Raw genomic sequence first — 18,306 nt, forward strand, 5'->3', positions numbered from 1 at the left:
AGGATTTTTTAATTGGTTTATTTTTGCTGATGTAAAAGTAAACATAACGAGTTGATCATTACCATTCAAATTCGTAAAGAGTTATACATGAATAGGGATAAACAGGTTTATATTAGCTCCAGTACCGTTAAAAACACATTATATGCCAATGAAAAATAAAATTACCGTAATCGCTTTTGATGCAGACGATACACTTTGGGTAAACGAACCCTATTTCAGGGAAACAGAAGCTAAATTTGCTGGTCTTTTAGAAGATTATTTGCCACACCACACAATAACTGCTGAATTATATAAGACAGAAATAGGCAATTTACCTTTATACGGTTATGGAATTAAAGGGTTTATGCTGAGTATGATAGAAACCGTTTTAAGGATAACTGAAGGTACTGTTAATCCGCTAATTATAAGCAAAGCCATAGCGTTAGGGCAGGAAATGCTAAATAAACCCGTTGAATTGTTGGATGGGGTTGAGGATGTTTTAAAAGCATTATTTGGACGTTATAAATTAGTAGTGGCAACCAAGGGTGATTTACTTGATCAGGAGCGGAAGCTTAAAAAATCAGGTTTGGATCATTATTTCCATCATATAGAAATTATGAGCGACAAGCAGGAGAAAGATTATTTAAAATTACTTAAACATTTAGATTGCCCGCCCGAAGAATTTCTAATGCTGGGTAATTCCTTAAAATCTGATGTATTACCCGTGTTGGCTATTGGTGGGCATGCAGCACATATTCCATACCATACCACCTGGGTGCACGAGCATATAGACCATAGCATTGAACATGAAAATTTTTATCAAATGGAAAACCTTGGGGAAGTATTGCCAAGATTAACTGAATGAGCCATTTTAATCCTAAAATATTAGAGACTCTTTTATTAATGCCGAAAAAACAATAATTATATTCAGATGAGAAACAAAATAGATATAGATACCTGGATCAGAAAAGATCATTTTAATTTTTTTAACACTTTTGAAGAGCCATTTTTTGGGGTTACTGTAGATGTTGACTGTACTTTTACCTACCGTGAAGCCAAGGAAATGGGTGTTTCCTTTTTTCTGCTTTACCTGTATAAATCTTTAACAGCCGCCAACCAGATAGAAGCCTTTAAATATAGAATTATAGATAACGAAGTTTGGAAATATGACGAAGTGCATGCTTCGGCAACCATTAGCCGCCCCAACGGAACCTTTGGCTTTAGTTATATGGATTTTAGTCAGGATTTTTCTGAATTTAAAACAGCAGCGTTAGAAGAAATTAAAAAAGTAGAAAAAAGTAATGGATTAATCCTCGGTTCATCCGGACAAAATGTAATTCACTATTCGGCATTGCCTTGGTTAGATTTTAAATCCATGTCGCATGCCAGAAAATTTTCTATTTCTGACAGCTGCCCAAAAATTTCTTTCGGAAAATTTAGGAACGAAGGTGATAAAAAATTAATGCCGGTTTCTATTCATGTAAATCATGCTTTAATGGATGGTTTTCAGGTGAGCCAGTTTGTAGATTGTTACCAGCAACTGTTACAGCAAAACATTAAGCAATTAATACCAGGCTAATATTCTGTTAATAAACAGGAATTAATTTAGATACATGCTTGTAGTAGTATTTATTATTCCTATTTATATTCTGGGTTTTATTGCGGTGTTTTACATGGAATCTCTATGTAAAGCATTATTATTTCTGGCGCTGATAATGATTGCCACATTTATTTTGTGCCTGTTTATTATTTATCCGCCTGAGTCAGCCTTGTTTGTAAGCAGTCTGATGCTCATCTCTACAATGAAAGTAAAAGATTAAAATCAATGAAGTTTCACTTTAATTTGCAAACAAGAAACTTATTGCTATTTTTGCCAACCACAAAAGCAATTGGCTTATTTGATCTCTGGATTGAAAATAAAATTGACAATGTTAGGCATCACATAAAACGGGGGATTAGCTCATTTGGCTAGAGCGCTTCGCTGGCAGTGAAGAGGTGATCGGTTCGAATCCGATATTCTCCACCCTTAAAGGCCGATCTATTCATTTAGATCGGCCTTTTTTATTTCAATTCTGTAAGCATCTTTGTATATTTTAACACAAATGTTTTACAAATGCCAACCTTCAGAGCAATCGTATTAAAACATCATAAAAAAAAGATAATATCTGGACCTGCTTTCTGAAAAATCAATCCGTATAGAAATCATTTATAGTATGTAGATTAATAAAAATATCTTCACCATCAAATCCATTAACTTTAATTATTAATCCAAACCCATAATAAATGGCCACGTATTATCATTAAGTGAAAACCAGCTTTGTAGTTTGTAAAATTCGTTTCCAGCTTCCGAGTAATAAGGATCTCAAAATGGCTAATAAATTTAGTGAAAAGACTTGTGTGAAATGATTTATTAATTTCTTGCTTTCTCGAAATTAAAATTATATTAGATGAATCATCATCTCTCAAAATTTACTTTAAACTAATTAACTGATGAAAAAATTAACGCTCTTCAAAGGCAAAGCTATAGCTTGCCTTGCTCTCCTGTGCCTGTTTTTGATGCAATCCTGTCGTAAGGATAATCTTATGCCTAATTCAAGTGATCTTCAAAAAGGTATTTCTATTGCTGAGGCAAAGCAATATTTTGAAGCGAATTTAAAACAGGTAACAAATTCAAAGAAATTAATGAGCACTGGAAAAGGTGCTCAAAATTCGGGGGTTACAAATTTGGAGGCCTTATTGAATAACAAAAAGCCATTATGGGATAAAGCATACCGAAGCTTAGTTTCTAATGGTAATGCAGTAAAAATACCTTTAGATTTTGGCTCTGCAATGGCAGTTGTTGGATCTAAAAAGCAGGTAATGCCTTTCAGCTCACTTAACTATCTTTATATGTACAAAGATAGCTCATCTCAAATACATGCTGAATGGGTTATTTTAAAACCTGATTCTGTATGGCTATATGGAAATAGAGAAAACTACTTAGGTAAAATATATGTTAAAGATTGGGATGGTAAACCCCTTAAAACACTTTCTTTTCCTGCAATTACTAATAATAGTCCAACAGCAAGAACTTCAATTGGAGCAAAAGGAAAAATTATGTCGGCCCCAACTGAACCCATCCTGGGTGAAAACGGTTATACATTCTGCATAAGATTCAAAACTGATGTATGCACCTGTCCAAGTGGACCTTGTGACTGGTTGACCTGTAATGTTTGTGGAAGAACGGCTTGCGCAAATGACATTTCAATATGGATAACTCAAGATGTCTTTGGTGATCCAACCAATGGACCAAGTGGATCAGGTGGTACTGGAGAACCTCCTGTATCTAATCCAGGTACAGGAGGTGGTTCTTCAAATCCAAATAACTACACTCCTGATAATTGCGATCCATCTCCGAATTACGTTCCCATTCAGTATCCAGATGGTACGAGTAGCATACCAGCTTGCTTACCTGTACCACAAGATCCACCACCACCAATAGCACAACCTGTAAGTGTACAACAGTTTCTAAAATTAAGTTTAAATATTCAGCCCGGTGAAATAGAATTAATCAACTTTATTGATGATCCATCTAACCTAGAAAAGATAAATACGCTGTCAATTTACTTTGTTCAAAATGGTGGCGCTACGTCAGAAGGTAACATAGAATTTTTAAGGTGGGTGAGTGTATATTTAATAGAAAATCCAAATGTAAGCATAGAAGCGTTAGTACAGTTTAATAATTCAGTTAAGACTAACCCCTTTGCGCTTATACAAGATGTGCCATGCGAAACATTGAAAAAATGGATTGCTACAGCTAAGTTTGTTCCTGATGCGTCAATTATAAACAAGTTAAGAACATTAGCTGACAATTATGTTGATCAGAGGAGGACGTACTATCACAAATATATTGCCTACATACAAAATATAAATGCCGCTTTTAGTCCTATAGTTAATATGGATAATTTTTCGGTAACAATAACTACCTTACCTGAGATAAATGGTATAAGAATAACAGCCGATCAATTTATTCATTACATTAGAACAAACCTTAATTCGTTAACAGACGGTACTAAAACTTTTATGCCATATAATTATTACGGAATTGATGATCGTTCAAAATGGGTTTCAAATGATCCAAAAGGAAGTATTCTTGCCTTAGATATCTCAGGTCCTGACAATGCTTCTGTTATTACTTCAAAATCTACGTCAAATGGCTGGACATTTACAACAATACACGAACCAATTTATGGGACACATCCGGTTAGTGGACATCGTGATTTTGGATATATTCGAAACGCAGACTTATCATATACCTTTTTTACTAGAGGTGTTGATAGATTAACAACTGGGGATGCCTATTTAGCAGAAGTAATTCCAACACTTATAGGGTTTGAAAAAGGACTTCCTTTCTCACAAGCAGATAAATTATGGACTTCTTTTCAGTATGGGATTGTTAATTTTGTAAATTTAAACGGAGGAGTAGCTTCCATAGATGTACCAGAAATTTTAAGACCAAAATGGAATTTAGTTAAAGAAGTGATTGACGGTAAAAAACCATTAAGTGTCTTATCCAAAAATTGTCCTGATTAGCTGATTTAAAATGAAAAAAAAAACAATCTTTTATATATTATACTTTATTTGCTTGATACAAGCGATACTGTTTTTAATGTTTCCTTTTGGGGGGCTTTCAACTATCGCAGACTATATTTCAGTTGGAATGTGGTCTGAAAAATCAATTAATAACTGGGCCTTAACTCATAACAGAGAATATTTAAGTAAATTATTTCATCTTTTTAATGTTGCGTCGACTATTCTTTATTTTGGGTCAATTTATTTTTGTTCTATAATCCCTCTATTCTACAAGATGAAAAATGAAGAAAAATATAGTATAGGGATCATTTCGGGGTTAATTTGTATATCCATAATTATTATCGGAAATATAATTAAATTACTCTAATCAATTTTTACGAAAGTTTTCAGCAAAATGGTGGCATTGCTTCTGAAGGTTGCGTAGAATTTCAAGGAGGTCTACAGAGCCTGAATGGCATCAAAGGGGTTTTCAATAATGTTTTAGATTAAAGCAATTTATAAATGCAAGCAAACGAATTTGTTGAGAAAATTGGCTCGTTAAAACCAAGTCGGGAAGAATTTAAAGCTGATACCCCAAGTGATCTGATTGACTATTGGATCAAACAATTTGAGATTAAAAAAATTTCGGATAGGTAGGAGAATAATGAAATCATGAATTTGCTTTCAAACTATGATTTAAGCGAATTACGGATTAATAATATAACTTTTGATCCTAACTATCAAGAAGATGAGGAGTATTTATATTTTGGATTTGATATAAACGATAGATTAGTCCTTAATAAAAATAATGGAAAAATTTTCTCATTCGATCCGTTTGGAGATAGAGTTGTATTTGCATGTGCAGAAAACTCTGATAAATTTCTTGATGCACTTTTTGAGATAATGCGGTTTTCAAAAGAAAAAATGATAAATATTTATCCTGAAGAAATTAGAGATGAAAAATCCTCAAAAGTTGCGTACATAACTGCTTTAAAGGCAGGAGGTCAAGAGTATGAAGAATATTATAAATCAATATTGTGGTTAGAATAAATGTGCATCATCCGGTAATCAAATTGGTAGCCAGTTTGGACCGAAACAGAAGGGGCACTTTCACCGAAATACACTGGCTTACTTCTTTTTCTATGTGCATTTATTGCGCTCGTGTCGTAGAGATAATCGAATTCCAAATTCATGGAAAAATGGAGAAAGATTTGTTACAGTTTTTAGTGGATTAACGGGTATTTACATAATGATTCCTAACTATGCAGGGCCAAATTATTTTGCAGCCTCAGGACATGCAGGATCTTATACAACACCACCAGTAACACATTACTACTTTACTGCAAGGGGGGGTAAGTAAAATAACATTATGGAAATTACAATAAAACTTATGAGAAAAATATTAATAATAAATGCCTTAATATTATTTTCACTTGCAACATTTGGGCAGGGTAAAGAAAATGAGAAAGAGTGGCTTCAATCCTATAAAGATCAGGTTTTTTATAATGGACTCTTGAAAGGATTAGGAAATAAAGAAGTAACTGATAAATTAATAAGTTTAGATAAATCATTTTATAATCCTGTCTTTATAATTCTTCATGGAAAAGCCATTATTAAAGGGAGCGACTATTTAGTTGAATTGATAAGAAAAGATTATGATCAACAACAGGGTCGTGTTGCAGCGCCTGCATCTGGAAGAAGACCTTTTTTGGTTGCGCTTCGATTTTATCAAAGTGAAAAACTTAATCAAATGGCGAAGGAAGAATATAACAAATGGATGAAAATGCCAAATAGACAAAAGTCTATTAATGAGGCTAATAATGCCTATTAGAGTAATCTTTATTTAAATGTTAGAAACCTCTTTATGCATTTCAAAACAATTGTTTGCTGATTTCCTACCTTGAAGGCATTAATTCGATCTGCTCAGAACTTATCATTTACTTTAAAAATGAAATAAAACATAGACGGAATTAATAATTAGTAACGGATGAATTGGAGTTACTTAGACTTATTAAGATAAAAAAGATGCAGAGGTAGCATGCCTCTGCATAATAACATTACTCTAACCCAATTCAAGCTTGAAATCAACCTCACTAAATGTTATCAATGTAATAACTGATTTAATTAAGGATGGTTTAAAAAACTACATTATCATACAAAGAAGTATATTTTATAAACATTTCTTTTCCCTATAATTATTATTATGGATAATTTATGTAATTAAATGGCTATCAATAAAATACTTTAATCGAAACTAATCAATAAGGAGGAGCTTGCAAGAAGATTATGACCGGATATTGGGCCTCCCAGTTTTTACGATGATCGGTTAGCATCCATGTTCTCCACCCTTAAAACACAATTTACGCTTTTAGATTATTTCTAAAGGCATTTTAACTACACTGTGAGTACTATTTTTCCAGCGGTTCTACGGGTTTCAACTTGTTGATGTGCTTCCACCATAGCTGTGAAAGGATATGTTTTAGCTATATATGATTTTAATTTTCCTGTCGACAATAAATCGGCGAAAGCTCTTAGCGCCTCTCCATTAAATTGTAAACCCCACAAAGATAAGGTCACTTTTTTTTCCTGTGCTTTAGACATCAGTTGATCGTTTGTAAGCGCCAAAATTGAAATGATTGTACCACCTGGCTTGGTTACATCAATAGAATGTTCCAATGTTTCTCCTCCAACAGTATCAAAAACAAAATCAACATCTTTAACTATTTCCCAGAAATTTTCAGTTTGATAATCAATATGTTTATCAGCACCAAGAGCCATAACAAAATTGTGGTTTTTGCCGGAAGACGTTGCGATTACTTCAGCGCCTAAATATTTAGCTATTTGTACTGCGTAATGGCCCACACCACCTGCAGCCCCATGAATAAGAATTTTGTTTCCTTTCTTAATCTTCATTCCATCAACCAGTGGCTGCCACGCGGTCAAACCAGCCATAGGGGAAGCAGCAGCTTCTTCGAAAGTAATACTCTCTGGTTTACGAGCTAATAAATTTACATTGACTGCAACGAATTCGGCATAACCTCCGGCATTTTGTAAAAGTGCAAAAACAGCATCACCTATTTCAAATCCATCAGTATTGTCAGACTTTTCGACAATTTCCCCGGATATGTCCCAACCCATGATTACCGGTCGTTCTTCGCCGAATATATGCGTGATAAATGCAGGTGTGTTTCGATAAATGGTATCTGCTGGGTTTATGCCGATGGCTTTTACCCTGATTAGAACTTCTCCACTTTTTAAAGTAGGTTTTTGTACTTCGCCAAGAACCAGTCTGTCGGCCCCTCCGGCTTCATATAATAAATATGCTTTCATCTGTTTGTTTTTTTATGCTTCATTTCAAAGCTCAAAAATTTGAGTACGGCTTAGTCAGGCTGGACTCATATTAATCAAAAATGAACGTTAAGCTACCGTTATCTGTGCTGTACGATTAACTGCCTGCAATAATTTTCAAAAAGTTAGCACTATTTTTCAATTTTAAATGTTTTTACTAAATATTTTTTTAATGCTGCGCAAGAGAAAAAGTAGATTTAACTGTATGAAAAAAATATAAGCCTGAAAGGGCTTTTTTAATTTATAAGCCTTATTTTTACCACCTTATGCAAAACGATAAAAAAGAAATATTCGAAAGCGTTGCACAACGTTTAAAAATTGAAGGTTTTAATGTGGTAAACCGCGATGAAACCCGTCCATGGGGAGGTTTTTTTGTAATTGATGAAGCGCAGGCGCAGCAATTTGCCGATACTTATTTTGATGGCTTAAATGTTGAAGACCTTAAAATTGGCGGAAAATTAAGTCCTAAAATTTTAATTGTAGCACCTAATACACGTCTTTCGTGGCAATATCATCACCGTCGTGCCGAAATTTGGCAAGTGGTAACGGGTACAGTTGGCATTAAAACCAGTCAAACCGATGAAGAAGGTGAAGTAAAAAAATATAACCCTAAAGATCAGATTAAATTACAACAAGGCGAACGCCACCGTTTAATCGGTTTGGAAGATTGGGGTGTTGTAGCCGAAATTTGGCAACATACAGATGCTTCAAATCCATCAGATGAAAGTGATATCGTTAGAGTACAAGACGATTTCGGAAGATAAAAAATTTTAAGACTGTATTAATTTACCTTATACCGTAATAAAATAACCGGGAAATCGGAACGGTAGGGGATTAGTACAGTCTTTTTACTTAAACTACACCACGCTCTAAAAAAGGTTTTCTGTTCTATAGAAACCAAAAACCTAAAAAATTCGTTAATAACAGTACAATACACACACAAATAGTAAATGATTATCTTAATATTTTTTCTTGCACACTGGTTTCTTTCACTTTTTAGCCAAACTTTTTTTCTGCACCGTTACTCCTCACATAAAATGTTTAAAATGGAGCCTTTTTGGGAAAAGTTTTTCTACTTGGTATTATTGATCTCGCAAGGTTCTTCTTTTCTAAACCCAAGGGCTTATGCCATTTTACATCGCATGCACCATGCGTATAGCGATACAGAGAAAGATCCACATTCTCCCCATTTCTTTAAAGATGTATTCGGGATGATGATTGCAACCAAGAACATGTATTTAAATTATTTACGCTTTAAGGTAGAACCCGAGCCAGCTTTTAGAGGAAATTATCCGGAATGGCCACTTGTTGACCGCATTGGAGATTCGTGGATCTGGAGAATTTCTTGCGGTTTATTTTACATTGGCTTTTATGTTGTTTTTGCAAACCACTGGTGGATGTTTTTATTGTTGCCAATCCATTTCCTGATGGGTCCATTACACGGTGCAATTGTAAACTGGTGCGGTCATAAATATGGCTATTCAAACCACGATAATGAAGACCATAGCAAAAACTCGCTTCCCTGGGATTTCTTGTTAATGGGCGAATTGTTTCAAAACAACCACCATAAAAAACCTAACAGTCCAAATTTTGCATCTAAATGGTGGGAATTTGACCCAACTTACCCGGTAATGAAGGTTTTGCACTGGATGCGCATCATCAAAATCAGAAAGGTTTAATTTTAATATTATGATCAATCTGCTCAAAATTGTTTTCTCGGCACTGTTTATTTTTATGTGTTATAAAGTAATCAGTACTTCTTTAGAGAGTAACCTTTTTGAGCAGTGGGATTTTCTTGGCAGCATTCCCTGGATGCGCGCCACATTATGGGATTTTTATGCCAACATCTTCATAATCACCTTGTGGATGTTTTATAAAGAAAAAAACGTTTTTCTTAAAATCGTTTGGACCATTTTATTCGTATGTTTAGGTAGCATTGGCACTTTAGGTTATGTTTTAGTTCAATTATTTAAACTAAAAACAGGCGAAGGTGTTAAAGAATTGCTCGACAATAGGTAGAAGGCGAGGTATAAGGCAAAAGGTTTAACCTGGCGATTATACAAGCCTTAAATCTTTAGTTTTAACCCCTAAACCCTACATGGATTATAAACATATTCTATTTATAGCGCTTCTCTCCTTAATTGCCTGCAGCAGCATTATGGCCATCGTTTGGCTGTGGGCAAAAAAAATTAAAAATGCCGGTGTTGTTGATGTTTTCTGGGCTTTAAATTTTCCGGTAATTACCCTTATTATTTTCTTTTTATCTGAAGGCTTCGAAACCCGAAAGCTTTTAATCTGTGGAATGTTCTTGTTGGCAGAGTTGCGTTTGGGTTTACATTTATGGCAACGTGTAATAGGTCATTTAAGCGAAGAAGAAGGGCGATACCAGCAATTGCGTAAAGAATGGGGACAAAATGCCAATCGAAATTTCTTTTGGTTTTTTCAATTTCAGGCCATCTCTAATGTGCTTTTAGCTATTCCATTTTTCATTATCACTGCCAATCCCACGAGAAGCATTTCTATTTTAGAATACTTGGGTTTAATAATATGGATAATTTCTTTTTTTGGAGAAATGATTGCCGACAGGCAGCTTGTCGCCTTTAAAAAAGACCCAAGCAATAAGGGGAAGGTTTGCAATACCGGACTCTGGCAATATAGCAGGCATCCAAATTATTTCTTCGAATGGCTAACCTGGATGGGCTATTTCGTTTTTGCCTTAGCATCGCCCTTGGGTATTTTGGCTGTTATTAGTCCGGTCATTATTTTATATTTATTATTAAAAGTTACGGGTGTTCCAAATAATGAAGAACAAAATTTAAGGAGCAAACCCGAAGCGTATAAAAAATACCAGCAAACAACCAGTGCCTTTTTTCCCTGGAGTAAAAAGACCGGAAAATAGAAAATGGATGTGTATTTGTAAATCCATCAATCATTTTACCTCGTATTTCATTCAACAACCATCTTACATATTATGTGGTACAATAAACTATTAGAAAACGATAAACTTCCCGATGCTGCATTGCGTATTGGTATTAGAAAACTGCTTAAACAACGTTTGGATGATGAAACGCTGAAAGATGAAGAATTGCAGCAGCAGAAATTTATGGATTTGGTAGCGGAGTTAAAATCTTCTCCAATTGCAGTAAATACTGCCGATGCCAATGAGCAGCATTACGAATTACCTACGCAATTTTTTCAATATTGTTTAGGTAAAAACTTAAAGTACAGTAGCGGTTACTGGAAGCCAGGTGTTAAAGATATCGATACTTCGGAAGACGATATGCTGGCATTAACCTGTAAACGCGCAGATTTACAAAGTGGGCAAAATGTATTAGAACTGGGTTGTGGCTGGGGTTCTTTATCGTTATATATGTCGGCCAAGTTTCCTGAAAGTAAGTTTACCGTGGTTTCAAATTCGGCTACGCAGAAAATTTTTATTGATGAAACGGCAAAGCAAAGAGGAATTCAGAACCTTACTGTACTTACCGCTGATATGAATATTTTTACCATTGCCGATACTTTTGACAGGGTAGTTTCTGTTGAAATGTTTGAGCATATGCGTAATTACGAATTGTTACTGGCTAAAGTTTCTTCGTTTTTAAAACCCGATGGTAAGTTATTCGTACATATTTTTACACATAAAACTTTGGCTTATAAATATGAGGTTATAGATGAAACCGACTGGATGAGTAAATATTTTTTTACTGGCGGAATTATGCCATCCAACCATTTGTTCTTTTATTTTAACGATGATCTGAAAATAGATAAACATTGGGTAGTTAATGGCACCAATTATGGCAAAACATCCGAAGCCTGGTTAAGCAATATGGATAAGCATAAGAACGAAATTATGCCAATTTTAGAAAGCACATACGGTAAGGATCAGGCTGTGAAATGGTGGGTGTATTGGAGGTTGTTTTATATGGCCTGTGCCGAACTCTTTAATTACAATAAAGGAAATGAATGGATGGTTTGCCATTATTTATTTGCAAAGAATAAATAAGGTAAATAATGCTGGCGGCATTGCCTTACAGCACTTGCCTTAAAATTTATACCTTATTGCCAAATTTAATTTTTTCCAAACCACATTATGAAGAAACTTGCCATTATTGGCTCTGGCATAGCAGGTATGGGTTGCGCCCATAAACTGCAGCATAAATACGATATTACGTTGTTCGAAGAACTGGATTATATTGGTGGACATACCAATACCATTACCCTGGAAGAAGATGGCAAACCCATTTATCTGGATAGTGGTTTTATGGTGTTTAACTATCAAACCTATCCTAATCTTTGCCAATTATTTAAAGAAATAGAAGCTCCGGTTATTAAAACCGATATGTCATTTAGCGTGCAGTTTCTGCCAAAAAAATTAGAATATAGTGGCTCCAGTTTAAACCATTTGTTTGCCCAGCGGAAAAATTTATTCAATGTTTCCTATTTAAAAATGTTGATGCAGATTAACCGTTTTAATAAACAAAGTGTCGAAATTCTGGATAAACCAGAATACCAAAATCATTCTATAGGGCAATTTTTTAAGGAATTTGGCTACAGCAATAACATGCTGTGGCAATACCTGATTCCAATGAGCGCTGCGGTTTGGAGTGCCCCAATGGAACAGATCCTGGATTTTCCGGCGGTTACCCTTATCCGTTTCTTTAAAAACCACGGCTTTTTAGGGCTCGATACCCAACACCAATGGTACACTTTGCAAAATGGAAGTCAGGCCTATCGTGAAAAATTAATAAGCCCTTTCCGCGACAAAATAAAAACCAATACCAAAATTGTTTCTGTAAAACGGTTAGAAAATGGAAGAGTAGAGGTCGAAACGTCAAAAGGAGAAAAATTTGAATTTGATAAAGTAATTATGGCCAGTCATGCGGATCAGACTTTTGAGATAGTGAAAGATAAAACTCCACAGGAAGCAGAGCTACTTTCAAAATTTAAGTATCAGTTAAATAAAGCTGTTGTGCATACCGATGAAAAACAAATGCCACAAGCTAAACTGGCCTGGAGCAGCTGGAACTATAGGGTAGAACAACAAGGTGATAAATTATTACCCAGTACCATTTACTGGATGAATAATTTACAGGGCGTTTCTAAGCAACGAAATTATTTCGTATCGATTAACCCTACCGATACCTTAAATGCAGGTGATGTAATTAAAGAAATTGATTATCATCACCCACTATTTGATGTGCCAGCCATGCAGGCGCAGGAACAGTTGCATAAACTTAATGAAACCGGCCCTATTTATTACTGTGGCAGCTATTTTAAATATGGTTTCCATGAAGATGCATATAAAAGTGCAGTTGATTTATGTGAAAAGTTGTAAATGGAATATAATAAATCTGATTCGACGCCCGCTCATTCCCAATACCTAAATAACAAAAATGATTCGTAAATTGTAGTAAACATGAGCTTACCCATATCGTCATATATCTATACCGCTAAAGTGATGCATCATCGCCTTGCGCCAAAAAAGCATTCTTTTTGGTACAATATATATATGTTTTATATCGATTTGGACGAGATGGATTTATTGGCAGAAAAACTACGATGGTTTAGCAGAAACCGTTTTAATCTGTTTTCATTTAGGGATAAAGAACATCTTCAGCTCCCGAAAGAAAATCCTAACCAAACTAAAAATACACGACAACATTTAGAAGATTATTTAAAAGAAAACGGTGTTGATGGAACAAAATTAAAAATAAAATTGCTCACCAATCTTAACGTGTTGGGTTATAACTTTAATCCGGTTTCTTTTTATTACTGTTTTGATGAGGATGAAAACCCCGTTTGTTGCGTGGCAGAAATTAGTAATACTTATCGCGAAATGAAGCTTTTTTTCTTCGGTAAGGAAGCGTTGCAGGGCGATACCTTTAAAAAAGTGACAACAAAATATTTTTATGTTTCTCCATTCATAGATCACGATGATGTTTTTGATTTTAAATTAAAAGTTCCCGGAGAGCAATTGGATATTAAAATTGATGACCTGGATAAAGCTGGTAATCGATTCTTTATAACCACATTAACAGGAGAGAAAAGGGTGTTAACCAACAGGAGTTTATGGCGGTATTTCTTTTCAATACCTTTAATTCCACTACAGGTTATGGGTATGATTCACTGGCAGGCTTTAAGGTTGTGGCTAAAAAAAATACCTTTTCATCCAAAATCCGAAAACCCTGAACTGCAACGCAACGTATATAAGCCATACAAACCATAACCTAAACGCTCAAAAAAAGATTATGAATACCATTACCGCCACCAAAACATCAACAGGTTTTTTCGAAAGAATAGTACTTAATGCGCTTTCAAAAATGAGCTTAGGTAAGCTGGAACTGACTTTGCCAAATGGCGAAACTTTGTTTTTTGGCCAGGGTGAAAATAAAATTAGTGCAAACATTCAGGTTAATCACCCTGATTTTTTTAAATCAATAGCCCTTTATGGCGATATTGGTTTTGGCGAAGGTTATACCGCTGGCCTTTGGGATACCAGCAACATTACAAATGTTATTAAATGGGTTATCCTGAATATAGAGAATGCACCTTCTGTTAGTGGAAGTAAAGTTAAATCTGCAGCGCTAAACATTTTTAAATGGGTAAATAAACTTTATCATGTACGCAGGGCAAATACATTGGCGGGTTCACAAAAAAATATATCTGAACACTATGATTTAAATAATGATTTTTTTGCAACCTTTCTGGATAAAACCATGACCTACTCAAGTGGTTATTTTAACCAGGGAGATTTAAGCCTGGAAGAATCGCAGTATGCAAAGTACGATCGCTTAGCTAAGCAACTTAAAATAAAATCAACTGATCATGTTTTGGAGATTGGTAGCGGTTGGGGCGGAAATGCAATTTATTTGGCTAAGAATTATGGCTGCAAGGTAACTTCGGTAACGATTTCAAGAGAACAGCAAAAATTAGCAATAGAAAGGGTTAAGAACGAAAAACTGGAAGATAAAGTAGAAATTGTCATTCAGGATTACCGGAAAATTGAAGGTACTTTTGATAAAATTGTGTCTATAGAAATGCTGGAGGCTGTTGGACATCAATATTTAGGTGCCTATTTTGAGAAATGCCAGGATTTATTAAAGCCCGATGGAATTTTGGCTTTTCAAGTGATCACATCGCCCGATAGCCGGTATGATAAACTACGTAATGGAGTAGACTGGATTCAGAAACATATTTTCCCGGGTTCTTTATTGCCCTCTGTGGCGGCCATTAATAATGCGGTAAATGAAACCGGTGATATGACACTGGTTGATTTAAAAGATTTAGGACTCGATTATGCAAAAACCCTTCACCTTTGGTTTATGGAGTTTAACAAAAACCTGGATAAAGTTAAGACATTAGGCTTTGACGAAACTTTTATCCGTAAATGGAATTACTATTTAAATTATTGCGAAGCAGCTTTTACCATGCGAAATATAAATGTGATGCAAATGGTTTATGCCAGGCCAAATAATACCAATCGTTAGTATAAAAATAGCTTTCTTAATATTAGAGTCTTTTTGAATATTTAAGTTGTTTACCGGTCAAATTCTTTAGTTTACCGGTTAATTTATCAGTAACACATAAAAAGTATTTTATGGTACTGTAACAAAATGCAATTTGCATCGACTAATTACAAAAAGATTAACTAATAAACATGAAACGAACTCTACTTTTAATTTTTACTTTAGCTATATTTATTAATGCACAAGCCCAAATACCCGGGATGGGCGGAGTTGGCGGCGGCGGCTCAAAAGCTACAGTTACCGGACGTATTACAGCCGTAATTTTAGATTCATTATCAAAAACACCTATTGATTACGCCACTATTTCTTTGGTTAAAGTTAGCAACAACAAATCTGTTAACGGCGGGGTTACCGACCCAAAGGGTAAAATTACCTTGCAAAATATAGCACCGGATACCTATAAAATAATGATAGGTTTTATGGGATATAAAACAAAATCTATTACAGTAACCACCACGCCATCTAAGCCAGATAATAACCTGGGGAATATTTATATTTCATCAACTGAAAATAATTTGGCTGATGTTCAGATTCAAGGTACCAAAGCTATAATCGAAAATAAAGTAGATAGAATGGTTTACAATGCGGAGGCAGATGGAACCAATGCCGGTGGTGATGCTACAGATGTAATGCGTAAAGTACCCATGCTATCTGTTGATGCAAATGGTGATGTGCAATTACGTGGCGCTGCAGTTCGGGTTTTAATTAATGGAAAACCATCTGGTACCATGGCAAGCAGCGTTTCTGATGCGTTAAAAATGATTCCGGCTGAGCAAATTAAAAGTGTGGAGGTTATTACCAGCCCATCAGCAAAGTACGATGCTGAAGGATCAGGTGGCATTATCAACATCATCACTAAAAAATCAAATGCGCAAGGCGTTAGTGGAAGTGTAAATGCAACTGCCGGAAGCCGCCAAAATAATGGCTCTTTCAATTTAACGGCTAAAACTGGCAGATTGAGCTTAAATACTGCCATAGGAGGCTTTTATGCTTATCCACAAAATACAAGAACAGAATATGTTACCAATACCACCTACCCAAATGGAAGTGTTGTAAATATTTTGCAAAGCGGTAATTCAAAGTGGAATAGAAATGCAGTAAACGGTAGCTTTGGCTTAGATTACGATTTTAATGCATACAACAACATCAGTTCAAACGTAAAATTTAACCGATTCTCAAACGGTGGTCCCAGCGAATCAATCTATAACATCAATGATGCCATTGCCACAAATATAGGCAAGGCAGATATGACAATTAATAACATGGACTGGAATGTTGATTATAAAAAGACGACAAAGAAAGAAGGAGAAGAATTTACCCTTTCTGGTCAGTTATCAACAGGCAGAACGCCAAACAATTTCAGCAATATTCTTACCTCTGCACTGAATCCTAATGGCGAAGAAACCATTAGTGAAAATACGGGTAAAAACAATGAATATACAGCGCAGGCCGATTATACCTATCCATTTACTAAAGCGACTATATTAGAGGTTGGTGCAAAAGGAATTTTCCGTAATATAAAAAGTCAGTATTCAAATTCTTCAGAAAGAGACTTCGATTATACCCAGGATATAGCAGCAGCATACGGAGTAATCAGTTTTGATTTAACGAAAAAGATCAAATTTAAAGGAGGCCTGAGGGCTGAATATACTGATATCAATTTTGCGGGCGGTCCATCAAAAAATAATTATTTTAACCTGTTTCCAAGTGCTGTTATATCGCAAACCTTTAAAGGCAATCAAACCTTAAAATTAAGTTATAACAGAAGAGTTCAGCGGCCATTATTGGCTTATTTAAATCCTTTCAGAAATGAAAGTGACCAGTTTAATATTATGCAGGGTAATCCATTCCTTGATCCGGAATTAAGTCAGAATATGGAATTAGGTTATTCAACATTTATTAAAGGTTCAATCATTAATGCTTCTGTTTATTACCGCCGTACAAATGGCGTAATAGAAAGTTCAATTTCACCATTAACTGAAAATGGGGATACCAAAACGCTTACCAGTTATATCAACGTAGGTTTAGCTGAAACCTATGGTTTTAATGTTTTTGCATCTTACAATCCAAAACCAAAATGGACTTTGATGACAAATTTTACTGGAGATACTTATTCCGTTACCAATACGCAAACAAATATTAACACAGGTACATATTTCAATTTTAACTGGTTTGTACGTTCGGCATATGGTTTTGGTAAGGGATATAATTTTGAGCTTTTTAATGTAATTACTTCTAAAAAACGTACTTATCAAGGTGTTACTGATCCATTTTACATCTATGGGGCATCAATTAAAAAAGATCTATTTAAGAAAAAAGGTAGCATCGGTTTAACTACACTGAATCCTTTCACGAAGGATTTGCATATTAAAACAGTAAACAACGCTGTTGATGCAACAGGTACAATTTACAAGAGTGCAAATATTTACTATCCGTTGCGTTCGTTTGGCGTTAACTTTAGTTATTCTTTTGGTAAGCTTAAATTTACAGAGAAAAAGAAAATTAAAAACGACGATATTAAACAGGACCAGCAGCAGCAAGGTGGTGGTATGGGTGGTGTGCAGTAATAGCAAACTACAGCTTTGTATTTTAAATTCTGTTTAGTAAATTCGTTTAAAAAACTAATATGAAAAAATCGAATTTAACAGCTTTTGCTAATGTTGAAGTTCTTACGAGAGCTCAATTAAAAAAAATTATGGGTGGAGTAGAAAACCCAGATTCTGGACAAGGACCAAGTACAGGTAATGGGTGTGCTGATAAATATTTATCGGTTGCGCCTGATTGCAGAGCCCAATATCCAGCTCCTCTAAGTGGTGAAACTGCTAACTCTATAACCCAATATGCACAATGCATAGCATCGGGTTATCAAACTTTAGCAGGAGAAGGTTGCCCATAAGAGTTT

At 35.0% G+C, this 18,306-nt stretch carries 17 protein-coding genes and 1 tRNA gene; 17 read left to right on the top strand and 1 reads right to left on the bottom strand.

Annotated elements, in window-relative coordinates; genetic code table 11:
* The first annotated feature begins 148 nt into the window (after positions 1–148).
* The 7 genes from R2Q77_RS16850 (at position 149) to R2Q77_RS16880 (ending at position 6,361) form a co-directional block, all read left to right on the top strand.
* A complete protein-coding gene (locus tag R2Q77_RS16850; RefSeq protein ID WP_316804893.1) occupies positions 149–844 on the top strand; it encodes an HAD family hydrolase in 696 nt (231 codons plus the stop codon).
* Between the two features lie 66 nt (positions 845–910).
* Positions 911–1,558 (top strand): chloramphenicol acetyltransferase, encoded by a 648-nt coding sequence (locus tag R2Q77_RS16855; protein ID WP_316804894.1) that lies wholly within the window; start codon positions 911–913, stop codon positions 1,556–1,558.
* Positions 1,559–1,928: 370 nt separating this feature from the next.
* Positions 1,929–2,002 (top strand) — tRNA-Ala (locus tag R2Q77_RS16860).
* A 467-nt stretch (positions 2,003–2,469) separates the two neighbouring features.
* Positions 2,470–4,551, top strand: a complete 2,082-nt coding sequence (locus tag R2Q77_RS16865) for a hypothetical protein (RefSeq protein WP_316804895.1) — start codon at positions 2,470–2,472, stop codon at positions 4,549–4,551.
* A gap of 501 nt (positions 4,552–5,052) precedes the next feature.
* Positions 5,053–5,187, top strand: a complete 135-nt coding sequence (locus R2Q77_RS16870) for a hypothetical protein (protein ID WP_316804896.1) — start codon at positions 5,053–5,055, stop codon at positions 5,185–5,187.
* 15 nt (positions 5,188–5,202) lie between these two features.
* Positions 5,203–5,580, top strand: coding sequence for a hypothetical protein (locus R2Q77_RS16875; protein WP_316804897.1), 378 nt, complete (start codon positions 5,203–5,205; stop codon positions 5,578–5,580).
* 319 nt (positions 5,581–5,899) lie between these two features.
* On the top strand, positions 5,900–6,361 hold the full coding sequence (locus R2Q77_RS16880) for a hypothetical protein (RefSeq protein ID WP_316804898.1): 462 nt from the start codon (positions 5,900–5,902) through the stop codon (positions 6,359–6,361).
* A 563-nt stretch (positions 6,362–6,924) separates the two neighbouring features.
* Here the strand turns inward: R2Q77_RS16880 and R2Q77_RS16885 are convergent.
* Positions 6,925–7,860, bottom strand: a complete 936-nt coding sequence (locus tag R2Q77_RS16885; protein ID WP_316804899.1) for an NADP-dependent oxidoreductase — start codon at positions 7,858–7,860, stop codon at positions 6,925–6,927.
* Between the two features lie 284 nt (positions 7,861–8,144).
* On the opposite strand from R2Q77_RS16885, the gene R2Q77_RS16890 reads away from it, so the two are divergent.
* The 10 genes from R2Q77_RS16890 (at position 8,145) to R2Q77_RS16935 (ending at position 18,300) form a co-directional block, all read left to right on the top strand.
* Complete coding sequence (locus tag R2Q77_RS16890) at positions 8,145–8,642, top strand: phosphoheptose isomerase (protein WP_316804900.1); 498 nt, start codon at positions 8,145–8,147, stop codon at positions 8,640–8,642.
* 186 nt (positions 8,643–8,828) lie between these two features.
* Positions 8,829–9,557 (top strand): acyl-CoA desaturase, encoded by a 729-nt coding sequence (locus R2Q77_RS16895; RefSeq protein ID WP_316804901.1) that lies wholly within the window; start codon positions 8,829–8,831, stop codon positions 9,555–9,557.
* A 10-nt stretch (positions 9,558–9,567) separates the two neighbouring features.
* Positions 9,568–9,897, top strand: coding sequence for a DUF1475 family protein (locus R2Q77_RS16900; protein ID WP_316804902.1), 330 nt, complete (start codon positions 9,568–9,570; stop codon positions 9,895–9,897).
* Between the two features lie 79 nt (positions 9,898–9,976).
* On the top strand, positions 9,977–10,777 hold the full coding sequence (locus R2Q77_RS16905; protein WP_316804903.1) for a DUF1295 domain-containing protein: 801 nt from the start codon (positions 9,977–9,979) through the stop codon (positions 10,775–10,777).
* Between the two features lie 72 nt (positions 10,778–10,849).
* The gene (locus R2Q77_RS16910) at positions 10,850–11,881 is read left to right on the top strand and encodes an SAM-dependent methyltransferase (protein WP_316804904.1); all 1,032 of its coding nucleotides are present in this window, start codon (positions 10,850–10,852) and stop codon (positions 11,879–11,881) included.
* A gap of 87 nt (positions 11,882–11,968) precedes the next feature.
* Positions 11,969–13,213 (top strand): NAD(P)/FAD-dependent oxidoreductase, encoded by a 1,245-nt coding sequence (locus R2Q77_RS16915; RefSeq protein WP_316804905.1) that lies wholly within the window; start codon positions 11,969–11,971, stop codon positions 13,211–13,213.
* An 81-nt stretch (positions 13,214–13,294) separates the two neighbouring features.
* Positions 13,295–14,104, top strand: coding sequence for a DUF1365 domain-containing protein (locus tag R2Q77_RS16920; RefSeq protein WP_316804906.1), 810 nt, complete (start codon positions 13,295–13,297; stop codon positions 14,102–14,104).
* A gap of 22 nt (positions 14,105–14,126) precedes the next feature.
* On the top strand, positions 14,127–15,365 hold the full coding sequence (locus R2Q77_RS16925; RefSeq protein ID WP_316804907.1) for a cyclopropane-fatty-acyl-phospholipid synthase family protein: 1,239 nt from the start codon (positions 14,127–14,129) through the stop codon (positions 15,363–15,365).
* Between the two features lie 170 nt (positions 15,366–15,535).
* Positions 15,536–17,971: a TonB-dependent receptor domain-containing protein gene (locus tag R2Q77_RS16930; protein ID WP_316804908.1), complete on the top strand. Its 2,436-nt coding sequence runs from the start codon at positions 15,536–15,538 to the stop codon at positions 17,969–17,971.
* Between the two features lie 59 nt (positions 17,972–18,030).
* Positions 18,031–18,300 carry a hypothetical protein gene (locus R2Q77_RS16935; RefSeq protein WP_316804909.1) on the top strand — a complete coding sequence of 90 codons (270 nt, stop codon included), beginning with the start codon at positions 18,031–18,033 and terminating at the stop codon, positions 18,298–18,300.
* Positions 18,301–18,306 lie beyond the last annotated feature (6 nt).

It is taken from the genome of Pedobacter nototheniae (genome assembly GCF_032678625.1).
Lineage (GTDB): Bacteria > Bacteroidota > Bacteroidia > Sphingobacteriales > Sphingobacteriaceae > Pedobacter > Pedobacter nototheniae_A.

What these genes read in the sequence shown, in the direction of transcription:
- R2Q77_RS16885 (WP_316804899.1), bottom strand. Translation starts at nt 7,860, where the DNA reads ATGAAAGCATATTTATTATATGAAGCCGGAGGGGCCGACAGACTGGTT.
- R2Q77_RS16880 (WP_316804898.1), top strand. Translation starts at nt 5,900, where the DNA reads ATGGAAATTACAATAAAACTTATGAGAAAAATATTAATAATAAATGCC.
- R2Q77_RS16850 (WP_316804893.1), top strand. Translation starts at nt 149, where the DNA reads ATGAAAAATAAAATTACCGTAATCGCTTTTGATGCAGACGATACACTT.
- R2Q77_RS16905 (WP_316804903.1), top strand. Translation starts at nt 9,977, where the DNA reads ATGGATTATAAACATATTCTATTTATAGCGCTTCTCTCCTTAATTGCC.
- R2Q77_RS16870 (WP_316804896.1), top strand. Translation starts at nt 5,053, where the DNA reads ATGCAAGCAAACGAATTTGTTGAGAAAATTGGCTCGTTAAAACCAAGT.
- R2Q77_RS16930 (WP_316804908.1), top strand. Translation starts at nt 15,536, where the DNA reads ATGAAACGAACTCTACTTTTAATTTTTACTTTAGCTATATTTATTAAT.
- R2Q77_RS16895 (WP_316804901.1), top strand. Translation starts at nt 8,829, where the DNA reads ATGATTATCTTAATATTTTTTCTTGCACACTGGTTTCTTTCACTTTTT.
- R2Q77_RS16890 (WP_316804900.1), top strand. Translation starts at nt 8,145, where the DNA reads ATGCAAAACGATAAAAAAGAAATATTCGAAAGCGTTGCACAACGTTTA.
- R2Q77_RS16925 (WP_316804907.1), top strand. Translation starts at nt 14,127, where the DNA reads ATGAATACCATTACCGCCACCAAAACATCAACAGGTTTTTTCGAAAGA.
- R2Q77_RS16935 (WP_316804909.1), top strand. Translation starts at nt 18,031, where the DNA reads ATGAAAAAATCGAATTTAACAGCTTTTGCTAATGTTGAAGTTCTTACG.
- R2Q77_RS16920 (WP_316804906.1), top strand. Translation starts at nt 13,295, where the DNA reads ATGAGCTTACCCATATCGTCATATATCTATACCGCTAAAGTGATGCAT.
- R2Q77_RS16865 (WP_316804895.1), top strand. Translation starts at nt 2,470, where the DNA reads ATGAAAAAATTAACGCTCTTCAAAGGCAAAGCTATAGCTTGCCTTGCT.
- R2Q77_RS16915 (WP_316804905.1), top strand. Translation starts at nt 11,969, where the DNA reads ATGAAGAAACTTGCCATTATTGGCTCTGGCATAGCAGGTATGGGTTGC.
- R2Q77_RS16910 (WP_316804904.1), top strand. Translation starts at nt 10,850, where the DNA reads ATGTGGTACAATAAACTATTAGAAAACGATAAACTTCCCGATGCTGCA.
- R2Q77_RS16855 (WP_316804894.1), top strand. Translation starts at nt 911, where the DNA reads ATGAGAAACAAAATAGATATAGATACCTGGATCAGAAAAGATCATTTT.
- R2Q77_RS16900 (WP_316804902.1), top strand. Translation starts at nt 9,568, where the DNA reads ATGATCAATCTGCTCAAAATTGTTTTCTCGGCACTGTTTATTTTTATG.
- R2Q77_RS16875 (WP_316804897.1), top strand. Translation starts at nt 5,203, where the DNA reads ATGAATTTGCTTTCAAACTATGATTTAAGCGAATTACGGATTAATAAT.